General features: G+C 65.6%; 14 protein-coding genes and 1 tRNA gene. 4 read left to right on the top strand and 11 right to left on the bottom strand.

What is annotated here, in order from left to right; all coding sequences use genetic code 11:
* Nucleotides 1–339: 339 nt before the first annotated feature.
* Both ABF821_RS14735 and ppdK read right to left on the bottom strand, forming a co-directional pair.
* Nucleotides 340–1194 carry a pyruvate, water dikinase regulatory protein gene (locus ABF821_RS14735; RefSeq protein ID WP_415530537.1) on the bottom strand — a complete coding sequence of 285 codons (855 nt, stop codon included), beginning with the start codon at nucleotides 1192–1194 and terminating at the stop codon, nucleotides 340–342.
* 92 nt (nucleotides 1195–1286) lie between these two features.
* A complete protein-coding gene (ppdK, locus tag ABF821_RS14740; protein WP_415530538.1) occupies nucleotides 1287–3971 on the bottom strand; it encodes a pyruvate, phosphate dikinase in 2685 nt (894 codons plus the stop codon).
* Nucleotides 3972–4236: 265 nt separating this feature from the next.
* On the opposite strand from ppdK, the gene ABF821_RS14745 reads away from it, so the two are divergent.
* Together ABF821_RS14745 and ABF821_RS14750 are read left to right on the top strand one after the other, a co-directional pair.
* Nucleotides 4237–4413, top strand: a complete 177-nt coding sequence (locus ABF821_RS14745) for a DUF3311 domain-containing protein (RefSeq protein ID WP_182974546.1) — start codon at nucleotides 4237–4239, stop codon at nucleotides 4411–4413.
* Complete coding sequence (locus ABF821_RS14750; RefSeq protein ID WP_415530539.1) at nucleotides 4413–5891, top strand: sodium:solute symporter family protein; 1479 nt, start codon at nucleotides 4413–4415, stop codon at nucleotides 5889–5891. The genes ABF821_RS14745 and ABF821_RS14750 overlap by 1 nt, the downstream gene beginning before the upstream one ends.
* A 23-nt stretch (nucleotides 5892–5914) precedes the next feature.
* Here ABF821_RS14750 and ABF821_RS14755 read toward each other — a convergent pair whose 3' ends face one another.
* Genes ABF821_RS14755 through ABF821_RS14780 form a run of 6 tightly spaced genes read right to left on the bottom strand, consistent with a single transcriptional unit; the run spans nucleotide 5915 to nucleotide 10397 of the window.
* Nucleotides 5915–7111 (bottom strand): glycosyltransferase family 61 protein, encoded by a 1197-nt coding sequence (locus tag ABF821_RS14755; RefSeq protein WP_415530540.1) that lies wholly within the window; start codon nucleotides 7109–7111, stop codon nucleotides 5915–5917.
* Nucleotides 7112–7165: 54 nt separating this feature from the next.
* Nucleotides 7166–7465, bottom strand: coding sequence for a hypothetical protein (locus ABF821_RS14760; RefSeq protein WP_415530541.1), 300 nt, complete (start codon nucleotides 7463–7465; stop codon nucleotides 7166–7168).
* On the bottom strand, nucleotides 7458–7646 hold the full coding sequence (locus ABF821_RS14765; RefSeq protein WP_415530542.1) for a hypothetical protein: 189 nt from the start codon (nucleotides 7644–7646) through the stop codon (nucleotides 7458–7460). Before ABF821_RS14765 ends, ABF821_RS14760 begins: the two co-directional genes overlap by 8 nt.
* Nucleotides 7647–7663: 17 nt before the next feature.
* Nucleotides 7664–7864: a hypothetical protein gene (locus tag ABF821_RS14770; RefSeq protein ID WP_415530543.1), complete on the bottom strand. Its 201-nt coding sequence runs from the start codon at nucleotides 7862–7864 to the stop codon at nucleotides 7664–7666.
* Nucleotides 7861–8904 (bottom strand): alpha-E domain-containing protein, encoded by a 1044-nt coding sequence (locus ABF821_RS14775; RefSeq protein ID WP_246402277.1) that lies wholly within the window; start codon nucleotides 8902–8904, stop codon nucleotides 7861–7863. The genes ABF821_RS14770 and ABF821_RS14775 overlap by 4 nt, the downstream gene beginning before the upstream one ends.
* A gap of 8 nt (nucleotides 8905–8912) precedes the next feature.
* Nucleotides 8913–10397: a circularly permuted type 2 ATP-grasp protein gene (locus ABF821_RS14780; RefSeq protein ID WP_182974549.1), complete on the bottom strand. Its 1485-nt coding sequence runs from the start codon at nucleotides 10395–10397 to the stop codon at nucleotides 8913–8915.
* 252 nt (nucleotides 10398–10649) lie between these two features.
* Here ABF821_RS14780 and ABF821_RS14785 point away from each other — a divergent pair, with 252 nt between their 5' ends.
* Nucleotides 10650–14078, top strand: coding sequence for a DUF2126 domain-containing protein (locus ABF821_RS14785; protein WP_415530544.1), 3429 nt, complete (start codon nucleotides 10650–10652; stop codon nucleotides 14076–14078).
* A gap of 91 nt (nucleotides 14079–14169) precedes the next feature.
* Complete coding sequence (locus ABF821_RS14790; RefSeq protein WP_415530545.1) at nucleotides 14170–15252, top strand: D-alanine--D-alanine ligase family protein; 1083 nt, start codon at nucleotides 14170–14172, stop codon at nucleotides 15250–15252.
* 142 nt (nucleotides 15253–15394) lie between these two features.
* On the opposite strand, the gene ABF821_RS14795 is transcribed toward ABF821_RS14790, so the two are convergent.
* The 3 genes from ABF821_RS14795 to ABF821_RS14805 form a co-directional block, all read right to left on the bottom strand.
* Nucleotides 15395–15471 (bottom strand) — tRNA-Pro (locus ABF821_RS14795).
* 118 nt (nucleotides 15472–15589) lie between these two features.
* Entirely contained in the window at nucleotides 15590–16171 is a 582-nt protein-coding gene (locus tag ABF821_RS14800; protein WP_182974552.1) for a TIGR00730 family Rossman fold protein, read from the bottom strand.
* Nucleotides 16172–16238: 67 nt separating this feature from the next.
* Nucleotides 16239–17444 carry an MFS transporter gene (locus tag ABF821_RS14805; protein ID WP_415530546.1) on the bottom strand — a complete coding sequence of 402 codons (1206 nt, stop codon included), beginning with the start codon at nucleotides 17442–17444 and terminating at the stop codon, nucleotides 16239–16241.
* Between the last annotated feature and the right edge of the window lie 134 nt (nucleotides 17445–17578).

Below are 17578 nucleotides of genomic sequence, written 5' to 3' on the forward strand. Positions count from 1 at the left end.
TCGGTAGCCACCGCCGCCGCCAAACCCATGGCCTCCGCCGCCCCCCCCGCCGTGCCCGCCGCCACCGCCGCGCTGAGCGAGGGCTCCGGCCGGGGCCATCGCCACGCCCAGCATGACCGTAGCCGCCCCCACCATCAGAAATCGCCGCATCTGCCGAACTCCCCCGCGTGCCCGACCCATATAGGCACGAAAGATGGTATTTTTCAGAGGAAGGACAGATCGATATCTAACGCCATCGTAGCGATCCCGGAAACGGGTCCCCCACCGAATGGCGGGTGCGCGGCAAAGGCCGGGTACGGGATAACGCGGCGCCTGGAGCCTATCCGGCCCGATGACGCGTCACGTCGGATGGGCGGCGGCGCGGCGCTCTTCCCAGTCGGCCATCAGGCCCATGATCGCGGCCGAGGTTTCCTCGATGGAACGGCGGCTGACATCCACCAGCGGCCAGCCATGCCGCGCGCACAGCCGCCTGGCCCAGCGGACTTCCTCCTCGACCCGTTCGGGGTCGATATAGGGATTATCCGTCCGCAGCAGCATTTCCGACCGGCGATCGCCCATCACATCCAGACGATGGCGGCGGATGCTGATCAGCACGTCAGGGTCGATCGTCAGCCCCACGATCGGGCGCGAAACATGCAGCAATTCGTCCGGTAACGGCAGATCGGGAATCAGGGGCACGTTCGCCGCCTTTACCCCGCAATTGGCCAGATAGAAGGACGTGGGCGTCTTCGACGCACGCGAGATACCGACGAGGATGACATCCGCATGCGACAGGCCGCCAATCTCCTGCCCGTCGTCATGCGCCAGCACGAAATGCATGGCGTCGATCCGGCGGAAATAGGCGTCGTCCATCACATACTGGCCGCCCGGCCGGCCGATCGCCTTCTCGCCGAGTTCGTCCTGCAACACGGCGGTAACCGGATCCAGGACATTGACCAGCCGCACCTTGATATGCGCGCAGCCGATCGTCAGTTCGTGTTGCAGCCGCTGATCCACCACCGACGACAGGACAGGCCCCCGATCCTGCTCGATGGCTTCCAGCACCCGCCGCAACTGCGACCGGGTACGGATCAGGTTCCAGCGATGGCAGGTGACTTCGGTATGGCTGAACTGGGCGATCGAAGCCCGGACGACGGAATCCAGCGTCTGTCCCGTCGCATCCGAGACCAGATGCAGCACGATGTGATGCGACATGGAAGCAACCGGGCTCCGCCAGTAAAACAATCAGAAAACCCGGCCCCGCCATACCCGCGAACGATGCGGGCATGGCGGGGCCGGTGCTTCGGTCAGCGAACCTTCGCGGCCGGCGCCTTTGCGTCGCGCGCGGCCAGCGCGGCCTGGGCCGCCGCGAGACGGGCGATCGGCACCCGGAACGGCGAACAGGACACATAATCCAGCCCGACGGATTCAAAGAACCCGATCGAGGCCGGATCGCCGCCATGCTCGCCGCATACGCCCAGCTTCAGGCCCGGCTTGACGCTCCGGCCCTTCTCCACACCCATGGAGACAAGCTGGCCCACGCCTTCCTGATCGATCGAGATGAACGGATCGCGGGGGATCAGGTCATGCTCCAGATAGAAGGGCAGGAACGTGCCCACGTCGTCACGCGAGAAGCCGAAGGTCGTCTGCGTCAGGTCGTTGGTCCCGAACGAGAAGAAATCGGCCTGCTGAGCGATCCGGTCGGCCGTCAGCGCCGCGCGCGGCAGCTCGATCATGGTGCCGATGCTGTAGTCCAGCGTGGTGCCAGAAGCCGCAAGCGCCTCGGTCGCTGCCTGTTCGACGATGGTACGGGTCCGGCGCAACTCGCTTTCCATGCCCACCAGCGGGATCATGATCTCCGGCACCACCGCCTGGCCGGTTTCGGCCGACACGGCAATCGCCGCCTCGATGATCGCACGGGTCTGCATGGCGTAGAGTTCCGGATAGGTCAGGCCCAGCCGGCATCCACGATGCCCCAGCATCGGATTGGATTCCGACAGCGCCGCCTTGCGTGCCGCCACCGCTTCCAGGCTTTCGCCCATCGCAGCAGCAACATCGGCCAGCTCCGCCTCGCCATGCGGCAGGAACTCATGCAGCGGCGGGTCCAGCAGGCGGATCGTCACTGGCAACCCCGCCATGATGCGGAACAGGTCCTGGAAATCCTGGCGCTGGAAGGGCAGCAGCGCGTCGATGGCGCGCACGCGCGTTGCCGCGTCGCCGGCCATGATCATCTGCCGCACGAAGCCGATCCGGTCCGGCGCGAAGAACATGTGCTCGGTCCGGCACAGACCGATGCCCTCGGCACCGAAATGGCGCGCGGTCTGCGCGTCATCGGGCGTTTCGGCATTGGCGCGGATCTTCATCCGGCGCACGCTGTCGGCCCAGCCCATCAGGGTGGAGAAATCGCCCGAAAGGGTCGGCTCGATGGTCGCCACCCGTCCCGCGAAGACTTCACCCGTGCCGCCGTCCAGGGTGATCCATTCACCCTCTTTCAGCACCGTCGCACCGACCGAGAGCGTCTTGGCCTTGTAGTCGACGTGAATGCCGCCGGCACCGGCAACGCAGACGCGCCCCATGCCACGCGCCACCACGGCGGCGTGCGAGGTCATGCCGCCACGGGTGGTCAGCACGCCACGGGCGGCGTGCATGCCATGCACGTCCTCGGGCGAAGTCTCGATGCGGACCAGGATCACATCCTCACCCCGCGCGGCGCGGATCTCGACGTCCTCGGCACTGAAGACGATGGCACCGCCAGCCGCGCCCGGCGAAGCCGGCAGGCCACGGCTGAGCATGGTGCGCGGCGCGTCCGGATCCAGCGTCGGATGCAGGAGCTGGTCGAGCGACGAGGGCGGAACGCGACGGATCGCTTCCTCATGCGAGATCAGGCCTTCCTCCGCCATCGCGATGGCGATGCGCAGCGCCGCTGCGGCCGTGCGCTTGCCGGTGCGGGTCTGCAACATGTACAGGCGGTTGTTCTGCACGGTGAACTCGATGTCCTGCATGTCACGATAGTGACGCTCCAGGATATCGCGCACCGACAGCAGCTCGGCGTAGGCCTCGGGCAGCGCGCGCTCCATCGACAGCTCGCCCTCGCGAGCCCGCTGCTGGGACATCGGCTGCGGCGTGCGGATGCCCGCCACCACGTCCTCGCCCTGCGCGTTGATCAAATATTCGCCGTAGAAGACGTTCTCGCCGGTGGAGGGATCACGGGTGAAGCAGACACCGGTGGCGCAATCCTGGCCCATATTGCCGAACACCATCGCCTGAACATTGACGGCGGTGCCCCAGCTCGCGGGAATGTCATGCAGGCGGCGATACGTATTGGCGCGCGGGTTCATCCACGATCCGAACACCGCGCCGATGGCGCCCCAGAGCTGCTCGTGCGGGTCCATGGGGAACGGCGCGCCGGTCTCACGCTGCACGATCTCCTTGTAGCCCACCACAACGTCCCGCCAGTCCTGATCGGTCAGTTGGGTGTCGTCCTGCACGCCGGCACCGCGCTTGGTTTCCTCGATCAGGTCTTCGAAGCGGTGATGGGATACGCCCAGCACGACCGAGCCATACATCTGGATAAAGCGGCGATAACTGTCCCAGGCGAAACGCGCATCGCCTGAATTGGCTGCCAGCCCCTCGACCGTCTCGTCGTTCAGGCCCAGGTTCAGCACGGTGTCCATCATGCCCGGCATCGACACCCGCGCACCCGAGCGGACAGAGACCAGCAGCGGGGCCGCCGGATCGCCGAAACGCAGGTCCAGCGCGCCCTCGATCCCGGCCAGCGCCGCCGCGACCTGCGTACGCAGATCCTCGGGATAGGCACGACCATTGTCGTAGAACGCGGTACAAACCTCGGTCGTAATGGTAAAACCGGGCGGGACAGGCAGGCCGATCGCCGCCATTTCCGCCAGATTGGCTCCCTTGCCACCGAGCAAGTCGCGCATGCCGGCACCGCCTTCATTCGCGCTGCCACCGAAACTATAGACCCACTTTGTCATAGCTCTCTCCTCTGTCCCGCCCATTCTACTGTGGAACGTGAACATCTCCTGGTCCACCGCCGCATACGCGCACTGTTTGTTCTTGTTCTTATCAGTCAGGACCCCACCGGGTCCTTCTAGCCGGAAGGCGCATCAATTACGATCCTTTTTCACGCGGTCAGCGCTCCCAGGCCCGACAAAAACTGCCGGTTGACATGCCGATGGGGATAGGCAACCTCATTGTTGGATGCCCGCAATCAAGCAAGAAAATAAGGCCATAATCGGGATGAAAACGCTGTACCTGGCTCTGCTGCTGCCCTTTGTCGGGTTGCTCTGGCTTCCGTTCTATGACCGAACGGAACCGACCCTGCTGGGTTTCCCCTTCTTCTACTGGTACCAGCTCGCCTGGGTACCGGTGACGTCCCTCCTGGTGTGGGTCGTCTGGAAGCGGGACGCACGCTGATGTCATCGCACGTACCATCCACCCCCGCCCTGGTCGTCTTCATCCTGTTCTTCGCCATGACCATCATGCTGGGCAGCACGGTATCATGGTGGCGCGGACGCACCCGCTCCGGGCAGTCCGATGCCCACGGGTCCGAGGATTGGGGCCTGGGCGGCCGCCAGTTCGGCACCTGGGTCACCTGGTTCCTGGTCGGCGGCGATTTCTACACCGCCTATACGGTCATCGCGGTGCCCGCGCTGATCTACGCGACCGGCGCATTCGGCTTCTTCGCGCTGCCCTACACGATCATCGTCTATCCGTTCGTGTTCCTGGTCATGCCCATCCTGTGGCAGATCGCCCATGACGGAAAGCACGCCACGGCGGCGGACATCGTCCGCGCACGCTTCGACAGCCGGGCGCTGGAACTGGCCATCGCCGCCAGCGGCCTGATCGCGGTCATGCCCTATATCGCGCTTCAATTAATCGGCATCCGCACGGTCATCGAAGCCCTGGGCCTGCCGGGCGAGATCCCGCTGATCGTCGCCTTCCTGTCGCTGGCCGCCTATACGTGGCTGGGCGGCCTGCATGCGCCGGCGCTGACCGCCTTCATCAAGGATATCATGATCTATATCGCGGTCCTGGCCGCGGTCACGGTCATTCCGCTGCATCTGGGCGGCTATGGCGCCATGTTCGCCACGGCGGCGCAGCACCTGCCCCACCCGACGGAAGGCCACGCACTGATGCCGGGCCAGAGCGTGCCCTATGCCACGCTGGCCCTGTCATCGGCGCTGGCGGCCTTCCTCTATCCGCATACGCTCACCGGCGTTCTGGCCGCGCGCTCGGCCGACACGATCCGCAAGAACGCGGTCATGCTGCCGGCCTACACGCTGCTGCTGGGCCTGATCGCCATGCTCGGGCTGATGGCGCACGCGGCCGGGGTCGTGACGACCAACACCTCGGCGATCGTCCCGAACCTGTTCACCGCCATCTTCCCCGACTGGTTCACCGGCTTCTGCTTCGCGGCCATCGCCGTGGGCGCGCTGGTCCCCGCCGCCGTCATGGCGATCGGCGCCGCGAACCTGGTCACCAGCAACATCGCACCCGGCCTGCGCAACAATGTCCGCGCCTCGCGCTTCGTCGCCCTCGCGGTCAAGCTGGGCGCGCTGGCCTGCGTGCTGTTCCTGAACGCCCATTTCGCCATCGACCTCCAGCTTCTGGGCGGCCTGTGGATCCTGCAAACCTTTCCTGCACTCGTGCTGGGCATCACGAAGCTGCGCTTCTCGGCCCCCGCGATGCTGGCGGGCTGGGCAGTGGGCACACTGTACGGCACCTATGTCTGCTTCCATGACGGGCTGAAGCCCACCCACATGCTGTCGATCGGCGGCATGCACCAGTTGGTCTCGACCGGCCTGCTGGCGCTCCTGGTGAATATCGGCACCGTGGTGGTCATCAGCCTGCTGGTCCCCGGCCGCAGCCGGAAAGGCGCCACCGCCGCCTGAACCACCCCATCGGACGGCGCGGCCTACGCGGCGCCGTCCGATACCAGGACCGGCCGCGTGCCGCCCGACCAGAGGCCCGACACCTGGCGCAATACCCGCCCCACGTCGATTCCGTCCTCCCAACGGGCGACATGATCCCGTGCCGTCGCCCCGGTGGGGTACTGATCCGCCCAGTAATTCAGATGTCCGCGCATCGCCATCGCCAGAAAGCACGGATTGGCATGATGATCGGGCACCAGTTCATAGACCAGGGTGCCCGGACGGCAGAATCCGATATTGGTCATGCCCGCCCCCAGAGGCCCCACCACCATCGCCGCCGCGCGGAACAGGTCGATCTGCTCGCTGACCGTCATCCGCTCGGGCCGTACCACGCAGAATCCTTCCGCTGCCAGGGCCGCCGCCAGCGCCGCCTCGTTCGGGATCGCACGATTGCCCGCCCCACCCCGATCGACATACAGGCGAAGCCCGCGCCGGCGCGTAACCGGCACCCGCTCCGCCATGCGCGGAAAAACCGACTGGCACAGGCGCGACAGCGCGAAATCGGCTGCCCCAGCGACGATATTGCAATAGACGGCACGATCCAGCCGATACTGACGCCCGGCCGTGAGGGCCTGCCGTCCACCGCCATCGGCACGGAGCAGATCCAGCGTCTGGCGCTGCCACGGCAGCAGGTCGGGCAGCAGCCAGCACGGCCGCCCCCAACGGCGGATTTCCGGCCGGTCCGACAGCGCCGCCATCACCGGCAGCGCATGTGTCATCCAGTGATAGTAATTGCCCGGCCAGTGGTCGCTGCACGGGACCGCAACACCCGGCCCTGCATGACGGACCAGGCGCGCCCGATCGACCCGCAATGCCGCCAGCACTTCGGACGGCTGGAGATAGCATGTCTCCTCCACCAGATTCCCGTCCTTGATCAGCACCCGGCTGTCCACGTCATACACGACATCGCGCAGAACATGGGCCGTCAGGCCGATCGGCGTGCTGACCCAATTCAGAAACGGGTTGGCAACATCAGTGCGCCGTGCATCGGCCGGCGCGAAACACGCGGCCCGCGCCGGACAGGATTCAAGCAGCACGGAGGATTCGGCAATGTCCTCCAGCCGGACGCGGCCAGGCGACCGGGAGGGGCGGTGCAGGCACCGCAACAACGAAAAGACCATGATCGTGCCAAAAACCACATGCGGGACAGGGCGCAGCCCCGCCACGCCAGCCGACAGCATGATGGCAAGAGATTGATCACTCCTTAAACGCCGCGCGGACGAACGCCGGACTGTCTATCCGGCCAGTTCCTCAAGCAGCGCTTCGGCATGAAGCAGCAACCGGTCCGCATCATCCGTCGTGAACACCAAGGGGGGGCGGATCTTGAGTATGTTGGCGTGGAATCCCGTCGCCGAAATCAGAACATGCCGATCTCTGAGGCCGTTGACGATGCCGGCCGCGAATGCACCGTCCGGTTCCTTGTTGGCTGCGTCCTTTACCATTTCCACGCCGACATCCAGGCCCACACCGCGAATATAGTCGCCCACGCGGTCCGCCTGCACGGACAACGCCTCTTCCCGCAGAATGTCAAGCATCGCCTACGCAGCCGCAATCGCCACCGAATTGCCGCCGAGCGTATTGAAATAGCGTATATCGCAACGCCAGATTGTTGGCTTCGGAACCGGAGCAGGTGAACATGATGTGGCCGTCATCGGCCAGATCGCCACCAAAGCTCGGCTGAATCGCCTCGGCATAGCGCAGGATAGGCTCCTGCACCTACCGCGTATGCGTGCTCAGCCGCGCCGCCTGCCCCGCGACGCCGTCACCACACCGTCGACATCATCCGCATTGCCCAGCGCAATGGCGGTACAGGGCGCTTCAGTGGCCGGATCGATAACATCAAACACGCGCGGGGCCAGAAGCGCGACGCACGCCCCGTCGATATAGAATGGCGTGGCATGGAGCATATGGCCGGGATTAAACGCCGAAGTCATGATTGAGACTGTTCCTGACTGAAGCCAGCATCGGGCGCCGGATTGGCGGGCGGGGCCGGCATGGCAGGTGGCCAGAAGGCTCGGGCGATCTCGCCCTGTACCAAATGCAATTCGCGCTGCACCCAGTCGAGGAACTCGTGCAGGCCGCGCACGATGATATCCTCCACCGTCTGTTCCGCCAGGGTCGCGCGCAGTTCCTCGATCCGCTCGGCGGCAGCGTAGCCGTTCTTCAGCCCGTAATCGGTGCGCAGGTGGCCGACCGCCCAGTAAAGCTGTCGCAGGCTGGTCGAAAGCGCCCGGGGAAAGCCGTCATTCTTCAGCAGGAAGCCGACGACATGAGCCGGCGTCATGTCGTCCCGCACAGTGCGGCGAAAGGCATGATAGGCGGCGGCCGAGCGCAGCACGGCGGCCCACTGGCCGATATCGACCTCGGACCCCACCCCGGCGACACTGGGCAGCAGCGTGTGATATTTGATGTCGATCAGCCGCGTGATCTGGTCGGCCCGTTCCAGATTGCGGCCGATCAGATAGAACAGCCAGGCCTGGTCACGATAGAACGTACCTTCGGTGATGCCATGATGCGTCTGGCAATCCTGCTTCAGCCGCGCGCACAGCGCGGAGAGGTTGGACGCACGAATATCGCTCGGCCCCAGCGTACTGACCGCATTGGTGAACATGTTCAGATGCATCCACATCTCGGTCGAGATCAGCGGCCGCAGCGAACGCGCGTTCTCGCGCGCCGCATGCGCGATCGAGACGATGGAATTCGGATTCTCCCGGTCGATGACATAGAAGCCGACGACATTTTCCTCCGACGCCACCTCATGCCGCTCGAAGAACCGTTCGTCGTCGGCGTTGATCTGCACGATCGAAAGCCACCCGGTGCTGGTGCTGCGGGCGCGCACGAACGTTTCGGTCACGTCGATCAGGCGGGCCAGATTTTCGATCCGCTCCATGTAGCGCGCCAGCCAGATGGTGCATTCGGCATAGCGCGACAACAGGTTGGGCATGCCGATGCCGCCCGGAGGAATATCGATCATGACAGGATTCATGATGCCAGCACCCACGTATCCTTCGATCCCCCGCCCTGCGAGGAATTGACCACCAGCGATCCCTTGCGCAATGCCACGCGCGACAGCCCACCGGGCAGCACCCAGGTCGAGTCCCCGGTCACCGCGAAGGGCCGCAGATCGACATGCCGCGCCTCGACCCCGGCCTCGCACAAGGTGGGGCAGACCGACAGATCGATCACCGGCTGACTGATGTAATTGGCCGGATCGGCCAGCAGGCTGGCGCGGAACGCCTCCAGTTCGGCCTTGGTCGCATGCGGCCCGATAATCAGTCCGTAGCCACCCGATTCACCGACCGGCTTGACCACCAGATTGTCGAGATTGGCCAGCGTATAGGCCAGCCCCTCCGGCTCGGCGCAGATATGGGTCTCGACGTTCGAGAGGATCGGCTCCTCGCCCAGATAATAGCGGATGATGCGCGGCATGTAGGCATAGACGGCCTTGTCGTCCGCGACCCCGGTGCCGATCGCATTCGCGATCGTCACATTGCCCCGGCGATAGGCATCCACCAGCCCCGGCACGCCCAGCATACTGTCGGGATTGAACACATGCGGGTCGAGAAAATCGTCATTCAGACGGCGATAGATCGAATGGACCGGCCGAGGCCCCGCCACGGTACGCATGAAGACGCGCCCGTTCTCCACCATCAGGTCGCGGCCCTCGACCAGCGGCACGCCCATTTCGCGTGCCAGGAAGACATGCTCGAAATAGGCGGAATTGTAGATGCCGGGCGAGAGCAGCACCACCTGCGCATCCTGAACGCCGGCGGGTGCCGTTTCGGTCAGTGCGCGGCGCAGGCGCGGCCCGTATTCATCCACCGGCATCAGATCCAGCCCGACGGCCAGATCCGGCATGCTGCGCAGCATCATATGCCGGTTCTCGATGACGTAGGACACACCCGAAGGCGTGCGCGCATTATCCTCCAGAACCAGGAAGTTCCCAGCACCATCACGGACCAGGTCGGTGCCGTTGATATGGACATAGACCCGTCCGGGAACGTCCAGCCCTTCCATCTCCGGCCGGTAGTTGGAATTTCCCAGCACCAGCCCGGCGGGCACGACGCCATCCTTCAGGATGCGCCGCTCGTGATAGATATCCCACAGGAAATGATTGATCGCGGCAACCCGCTGCTGCACCCCGCGTTCGACATGGTCCCACTCAGCGGCCGTCAGCACGCGCGGGATCAGGTCCACGGGCAGAATGCGGTCGATCGCGTCGCGATCGGTATAAACGGTGAAGGTAATGCCCAGATTATACAGGTCCGCCTCGGCGACGCGGGCCCTCTGGCGCAGTTCCGTCAGCCCGAAATGCGCCAGCCTGTCCCGGATCAGGGTCAGGCTGGCCGGCGGCGGGTCCCGCCGGTTCATCAGTTCGCAATAGAAATCCGGTGTATCATAGGACACGAACAGGCCCGGTCCCTGCTGCGTGTCGTCCTGCCCCAGATCGCCTCTGTGGTCGCTCATTGTCCCGTTTTCTCCCGTGCATGGCAGGAGATCAGGCGCGAAGGATTCATGTCCACCCCACCTGCTGGTCCGTGTTTCCGTTACAGCCAAGCAAGAATTTACGCCGCCGCCAAGGCCCAATCGGCATCATCGCCGTATTGCTATTATTCGGGGGCGAGCCCGCGTGAATTTCCGCTTTCCCCCCTGTGCGCGGCGGACCATGCTGGGCTACCGTTCCCGGAGCGGAATATCACTCTGGTTCAAGGTCGACGCATGACCCTGCATGTCGCACTGACGCATCGTACCGGTTATCAATACGACCGTCCCGTCTCGCTCGGTCCACAAACCATCCGGCTTCGTCCGGCTCCACACGCCCGCACGCCGATCGTGTCGTACGCGCTGCGGATCGAGCCAAAACCCCATTTCATCAACTGGATGCAGGACCCGTCGGGCAATTATCAGGCCCGGGTCGTGTTCCCCGAACGCGTGACCCATTTCGAGGTCACGGTGGATCTGGTGGCCGACATGGCCACGATCAATCCATTCGACTTTTTCCTCGAACCCGAGGCCGAGCACTGGCCGTTCGCCTACGACCCCGTGCTGGCCGGCGAACTGGCCCCCTACCGCGCCTGCGAGGAACCGGGTCCACTGCTGGCCGAATTGCTGGCTGGCGTCGACCCGAGCCGCCAGCGCACGGTGGACATGCTGGTGGCGCTCAACCAGCAGATCCAGCAGCGCATCGCCTATGTAGTGCGGCTGGAACCCGGCGTCTGGACGCCCGAGGAAACGCTGGAACAGGGCAAGGGGTCCTGCCGCGACAGCGCCTGGCTGCTGGTGCAGATGCTGCGCAATCTGGGTTTCGCCGCGCGCTTCGTTTCCGGCTACCTGATCCAGCTCGTGGCCGACCAGAAGCCGCTGACCGGCCCCGAAGGCCCCACCGAGGACTTCACCGACTTGCATGCCTGGGCCGAAGTCTACCTGCCCGGCGCCGGCTGGGTCGGGCTGGACGCCACTTCCGGCCTGCTGACGGGCGAGGGCCATATCCCCCTCGCCGCAACGCCCGAGCCCGCCTCCGCCGCGCCGATCTCCGGCCTGGTCGGCAAGTGCGAGACCGAATTCGACTTCGCCATGGCCGTCACGCGGGTGCTGGAAACGCCCCGCACCACCCGCCCCTACGCCGATGCGCAATGGCAGGCGATCGTCGCGGCCGGGCGAGCGGTCGATGCCACGCTGGAAGAAGGCGCCGTCGGCCTGACGATGGGCGGCGAACCCACGTTCATCGCCGCCGACGACATGGACGCCCCGGAGTGGAACATCGACGCGCTGGGTCCGACCAAGCGCGCCTATGCGGGGCGCCTGCTGCGGCGCCTACTGCCGCTCTGGTCGAAAGGGGCGGCGATCCAGCATGTGCTGGGCAAGCATTACCCCGGCGAACAACTGCCACGCTGGGCACTGCTATGCCACTGGCGCCGCGACGGCGAACCGGTCTGGACCGATCCCGCGCTCCTGGCCTCCGACGACGACACCGATACCGCGACCGAACAGGATGCCGCCGCCTTCTGCCGCGCGCTGGCCGAGCGGTTGCAGGTCGATCCCGGCCTCGTCAGTCCGGCCTATGAGGACATCCATTACTATCTGTGGCGCGAGCACCGGCTACCAGCCAACGTGATCGTCGAGGATTCCAAACTGCGCGACCCGCTGGAGCGCGAGCGCCTCGCCCGCGTCTACGGCCACGGACTGAACGTGCCGGTCGGCAGCGTGCTGCCGCTGCGCGTCGTGGTACGCGACGGCGTGCGCCGCTGGCAGTCCGGGCGCTGGTTCTTCCGGGGCGACCTGATGTTCCTGGTCCCCGGCGACGCACCGGTCGGCTTCCGCCTGCCGCTGCAAAGCCTCCTCTGGGCCAGCGAAGACAATATCGACCACGACATGGAGCGCGATCCGTTCGCCCCCGTGCCGCCGCTGCCGCCCCATCCCGCCCTGGCGCGCCGTACCGGCCCCTCGGCTGGCGGCACGCGCCCCAGTTGGTCGGAGCAAGGCGTGCCCCCCGGACGCGCCGACAGGGCCGAGCCAGGCGAACAACCCGCCCTGTCGGACCTCCCGTCCCTGCCACCCTATCCCGGCGGCGGCGCCGGACGCATCCCGCTGGACCGCGCCATCGCCGCTCATCTGGTGGAAGTCGGGCGCGAGGAGCCCGAACTGGTCCGCACCGCGCTGGCCGTCGAGGCACGCGGCGGCCTCCTGCATGTCTTCTTCCCCCCACTCTACGCGGCGGAAGACTGGCTGGATCTCTGCGCGGCGGTCGAGGACACCGCCCGCGCCTTCGGCCGCAAGGTGGTGCTGGAAGGCTACCAGCCGCCGCGCGACCCCCGCCTGCTCAATTTCTCGATCACGCCCGACCCCGGCGTGATCGAGGTCAACATTCACCCCGCCGCAAGCTGGGACGAGCATATCGGCCGCAGCCAGCAGCTATACGACGAAGCCCGCGCGGTCGGGCTGATCGCCGAGAAATTCATGGTCGACGGCCGCCATGTCGGCACCGGCGGCGGCAACCATGTGGTGATGGGCGCCGCCCGTGCCGCCGACAGCCCGTTCCTGCGCCGGCCGGACCTGCTGAAATCGCTGGTCGGGTTCTGGCACAACCATCCATCGCTCTCCTATCTGTTCAGCGGCCTGTTCATCGGCCCGTCCTCGCAGCACCCCCGCGTGGACGAGGCCCGGGACGACAGCGTGGCGGAACTGGAAATCGCCTTCTCCCAGGTCCGCCCCGACCAGCCGACGCCGCCCTGGCTGACCGACCGGCTGTTCCGCAACCTGCTCGCCGACATCACCGGCAACACGCACCGCACCGAATTCTGCATCGACAAGCTCTACGCGCCGGAAACCTCGTCCGGCCGGCTGGGGCTGGTGGAATATCGCGCCTTCGAAATGCCGCCCCATCACCAGATGGCGGCGGCCCAGATGCTGCTGATGCGCGCCGCCGTCGCCGCCTTCTGGAAACAGCCCTACGAGCGGCGACTGGTACGCTGGGGCACCCGCCTGCATGACGATTTCATGCTGCCGCACTACGTCAGCCGCGATTTCACCGACGCCATCGCCGAACTGCGCGCGCTCGGCGCCCCGCTGGAAGCCGACTGGTTCGCACCGCACATGGCCTTCCGCTTCCCCGAAATCGGCACCGTCCCCCTTCTGGGCATGACGCTCGACCTCCGCCACGCATTGGAACCCTGGCACACCCTGGCCGAGGAACCGGCAGCCGGCGGCACCGTGCGCTATGTCGACAGTTCCGCCGAACGGGTCCAGGCCCGCGTCACGGGCTGGGTGGACGAACGCTACATCCTCGCCTGCAACGGCATCGGCGTGCCGCTGACCCGCACCGAACGCCAGGGCGAATATGTCGGCGGCGTACGCTTCAAGGCGTGGAACCCACCCAGCGCCCTGCACCCCACCGTCGGCGTGCAGACCCCACTGGTGTTCGATGTGTACGACACCTGGACCGGCCGCAGCATCGGCGGCCTGACCTACCACGTCGCCCACCCCGGCGGCCGCAACTACGAAACTCGGCCGGTCAACGCCAACGAAGCCGAAGCCCGGCGCCGCATCCGCTTCTTTCCGTTCGGCCATACCGTGGGGGCCATGCCGGCACCCGTTGTGCGGCGGTCGCTGGAACAGCCTCGGACTTTGGATCTGCGGCGGTTTTCCTGAGGGGGACATGACGCAGGGCGCTGCCCTGCACCCGGAAGGGGACAGTCGTCCCCTTCACCCCTTCAACTTCATTCATGATGAGGAATAGAGGATGATTCCGACCGGTAACGCGAGCAGGCTGCGTGTTGGCGTTCTCTTTGGTGGCCGGTCGGCGGAACATGCGGTCTCGGTTCTTTCCGCAACCAATGTCATGCGGGCACTTTCTCCTGAGAAATACGATGCCGTTCCGATTTTCGTCACCCGCGAGGGGCTGTGGATTCTAAGCCGTCTTGAGGACGGCACCCTCGCGCAACCATCCCATGGAACAGAACTCTGTTTCGTACCGGGCGGCCACGGGCGCGTGATCGCACTCCCGCCAGATGGTGCGCCCTACGCCTTGCCTGGAATCGACATCCTCTTTCCCGTCCTGCACGGCCTTCACGGCGAAGACGGCGCAGTACAGGGCCTGGCCGAAGTCGCCCAGGTGCCGCTCGCCGGCTGCGGCATTCCCGGATCGGCGAACGCCCTGGACAAGGACATCGCCAAAAGACTCTTCAACGAGGCCGGCATTCCTGCTGCCCGATCAGTCACGATCCACCCGCACGCCGTGCCGACCTTCGAAGAACTGGAACTTGCTCTCGGCCTGCCCGTCTTCATCAAACCCGCCCGCCAAGGCTCCTCGGTCGGGGTCAGCAAGGTCTCGACCCGCGCGGATTATGAAGGCGCCTTGTCCGAAGGCTTCCGCCACGACACGAAGCTGCTTGCCGAACAATTCATTCAGGGGCGCGAGATCGAATGCGCGGTTCTCGAAGCCGCCGACGGCACCCTGTTCGTCTCGCGAACCGGCGAAATCATCCCCGCCGACCGCCACGGCTTCTATACCTACGATGCCAAATATATCGACAAGGACGGCGCCGGCCTGCATGTGCCAGCCGCGTTACCCGGCGAGACCGAGGATGCGATCAGAGCCCTCGCATCCCAAGCCTTCCGCGCCCTTGGCTGCGACGGCATGGCCCGCGCGGATTTCTTCCTGACACCCGACGGGCAAATCCTGGTCAACGAACTGAACACGATCCCCGGCTTCACCGATATCAGCATGTATTCCAAGGTGATGGCCGCCAGCGGGATCGACTACCCCGAAATTCTCGACCGCCTGATCGCCCATGGTCTGGCACGGGCAGGACAAGCGTGCTGACGGCAGGCCAACCCGCTCTCGGCCTGCTCAGATTCAGTCGGATTAGGGAGTCACGGCACCGAGCGGGCCAGATAGTCGCGGCAAAGCGGGAATCCCAACTCGGCCCATAACGGCATTACGCCGCCCGACATAAGGGAAAATCTGGTCGGAGTGAGAGGATTCGAACCTCCGGCCCCTGCGTCCCGAACACAGTGCTCTACCAGGCTGAGCTACACTCCGAACTCGTGTGGGGGGCTATACATGCCCTCTCGACTCTCCGCAAGAGCCCGGGCGTCAACTATTCGTCCGAGCAGCGGTTTTTTGTCATGCCGCCGTCATATCCGGCCCCGGCCGAACCCTACAGCCGGCTGGCATCATCCACGACCGGGCTACGCACCACGGCCTTCAGATGCACCATCGTCGTGGCCACGTCAGGCACGACCGCGAACAGATCCAGCGCCGAGGCTTCCGCGAAACCGTTTTCCACCGCAGCCCGCAGCATGCCCAGCATCGGGTCGGCCCAACCGGCGACATTGACGATGAAGATCGGCTTGTCGTGCAGCTTCAATTGCCGCCAGGTCAGGATTTCCATCGTCTCGTCGAATGTACCGAGGCCTCCGGGCAGCACGACGAAGGCATCGGCCCGGGCAAACATCAACTGTTTGCGACTGTGCATCGAGTCCGTCACTGTCAGGTCGCTCACCCCCTGATGCATCACCTCGCGCGCTTCAAGAAAGGAAGGGATCACACCAGACACCGCACCACCGGCCGCCAGCGTCGCATCCGCCACCGCGCCCATCAGCCCGACATCGCCACCGCCATAGACCAACCGCATACCGGCTTCGCCAAGCTGCTGCCCCAGGTCCCGCGCAGCCTCCTGGAACGCTGGCCGGCCCCCGAAACGGGACCCGCAGAATACGGCAACGGCAACAACGGACATGAGTCGTTATCCTCCTGAAGATGGATCATCCGCGAGATCCGGCCCCCCCCCACAAAGACAGCCGCCATCAGGCGGCATCGGGGCGGGACCGCTCCCGCAGCAGCAGGGTGGCACCGACCCCGGCGCCGGTAAACAGGGCCGAGACCAGAAACATCGGACCATAGCCCAGACTATGGATCATCAGCCCCAGCATCGGGCCGGAAAGGCCGATACCGATATCGAGAAAGACGCTGAAGGCCCCCAGCGCCGCCCCCCGGTTATGCGGGCCCGCGCGCGTCACCGCCTCCACCCCGAGGGCCGGAAAGACCAGCGAGAACCCGGCCCCGGTCAACGCAGCCCCCAGATCGGCCGAGAACACGTCCGCGCTCCGCCAGAGCAGCAGCAGCCCGGCAACCTCGACCAGCAGCGACACCACCGCCACCTTCATCCCGCCGCGCAGGCCGATCTGGCGCGAGAAGAACAGCCGCACCAGAACGAAGACCAGGCCAAACACCATCAGCCCCACCGCCGCGCCGTCCCAGTGCCGGTCGGCGAAATACAGCGACAGACAGGCCGAGATGGCCCCGAACCCGACCGACCCGCAGGCCAGCACGATGCCGTAAGGCAAAACGCGCCAGAAGACCTGGGAGAACGGCATGACCTCGCCCCCCTTGGCAATCGGCGGCACGGCGGCATATCGCGTGGCCAACGCCAATCCGAACGCAGGCAGCAGCGCCGAGAGCAATCCCACTCCGGCCAGCCCGCCCAGCACCCCATGGGCCTGTGCCAGCACCGCGCCCACCGGCGCCCCGAAGGCGATACCGCCATAGGAAGTGATGCCGTTCCAGGAAATCACCTGCGCCGTCCGTTCCGGCCCGACACGCCCGATATTCCACAGGATGGCCCCGGTCGCGGTCCAGCTTTCACCCACCCCCATCAGGATGCGGCTGGCAATCAGCAGCAGCATGGCCAACCCGGCCCCATGCATGAACAGGCCCGACAGCATCAGCGCCAGCCCCGCCAGCACGCAGATCGCAAGCCCGATCACCACCGCCGGCTTCGCGCCCCGCTCGTCCACGAACCGGCCCGCCTGCGCGCGCGAGGCGAAGGTGGCCAGATATTGCAGCGACACGGCCAATCCGGCGATGACGGTATTATAGCCCAGCGTGCCATGCACAAAGAGCGGGATGACCGCCAGCGGCAGACCGATATCGACGTAGCAGATCAGGTTGAACAGAACGACGGCGAGAATTCGCAGCGTTGGGTTGGCCGGCCCGCTCCGTAAGACAGTCATGACGAGGTGCACACTCCGGTTACTGCGATACCATACGGGCCGAAAACGCCATTCGCCAAGCATGGCCGCCCCACGCCATGATGGAAACGCCACCACGAGAGGAACTTCCCGCATGACCCCCGACAGCCCCATCC

The organism is Gluconacetobacter sp. (assembly GCF_047721585.1).
Taxonomy (GTDB): Bacteria; Pseudomonadota; Alphaproteobacteria; order Acetobacterales; family Acetobacteraceae; genus Gluconacetobacter; species Gluconacetobacter dulcium.